This window comes from Azospirillum sp. TSO35-2 (assembly GCF_003116095.1).
GTDB lineage: Bacteria > Pseudomonadota > Alphaproteobacteria > Azospirillales > Azospirillaceae > Azospirillum.
On the sequence record NZ_LGRA01000008.1, the window covers coordinates 1,138,285 to 1,139,449 of the forward strand.

The window sequence follows — 1,165 nt, forward strand, 5'->3', positions numbered from 1 at the left end:
CCCGCCGCTGCCCAGGGCAGAACTGGTGATCGACCACACGCCGCTGCCGTTCGCCGTGCCGCTGCCGACGACGCTGGTGCCGTCATACAGGGTGACGACACTGTTGGCTTCCGCCGTGCCGGTGACCGCGGGCGCAGCGACGTTGGTGATGCCGTCGCTGGCGCTCGCCCCGCTGTCGGAGCCTGAGGCCAAGGCCAAACCGGTCGGCGCCGTGGTGGTGCTGTCGATGGTGACAGTCAGCCCGGTCGACGCCGTGGAGCTGTTGCCGGCCACATCCACCGCACGGGCGGTCAGGGTGTGCCCACCGCTGCCCAGCGTGGCGCTGGTGATCGACCACACACCGCTGCCGTTCGCCGTGGCGCTGCCGACGACGCCGGTGCCGTCATACAGAGTGACGACGCTGTTGGCTTCCGCCGTGCCGGTGACCGTCGGGGCGGCGACGTTGGTGATGCGGTCGCTGCTGCTCGCCCCGCTGTCCGAGCCCGACGCCAGCGCCAAGCCGGTCGGCGCCGCGATCGTGCTGTCGATGGTGACGGTCAGTCCGCTCGACGCCGTGGAGCTGTTGCCGGCGACGTCCACCGCGGTGGCGGTCAGCGTGTGGCCGCCGCTGCCCAGGGTGGCGCTGGTGATCGACCACACGCCGCTGCCGTTCGTCGTGGCGCTGCCAACGGCGCTGATGCCGTCGTAGAGCGTGACGACGCTGTTGGCTTCCGCCGTGCCGGTGACCGTCGGGGCCACCACGTTGGTGAGGCGGTCGCTGGCGCTCGCCCCGCTGTCGGAGCCCGAGGCCAAGGCCAAACCGGTCGGCGCCACGATCGTGCTGTCGATGGTGACGGTCAGTCCGCTTGACGCCGTGGAGCTGTTGCCAGCCACATCCACCGCGGTGGCGGTCAGCGTGTGCCCGCCGCTGCCCAGCGTGGCGCTGGTGATCGACCACACGCCGCTGCCATCGGCGGTACCGCTGCCGACGACACCGGTACCGTCGTAGAGGGTGACGACGCTGTTGGCTTCCGCCGTGCCGGTGACCGTGGGCGCAACGACGTTGGTGATGCCATCGCTGGCGCTCGCCCCGCTGTCGGAGCCCGAGGCCAAGGCCAAGCCGGTCGGCGCCACGATCGTGCTGTCGATGGTGACGGTCAACGCCGTCGACGAGGTGGCCGTGTTG

Annotated in this window: 1 protein-coding gene; it reads right to left on the reverse strand. The window is 71.2% G+C overall.

Annotated elements, in window-relative coordinates; all coding sequences use genetic code 11:
• The coding region (locus TSO352_RS06670; RefSeq protein ID WP_247871931.1) for an Ig-like domain-containing protein at positions 1 to 1,165 on the reverse strand (1,165 nt) is incomplete at both ends.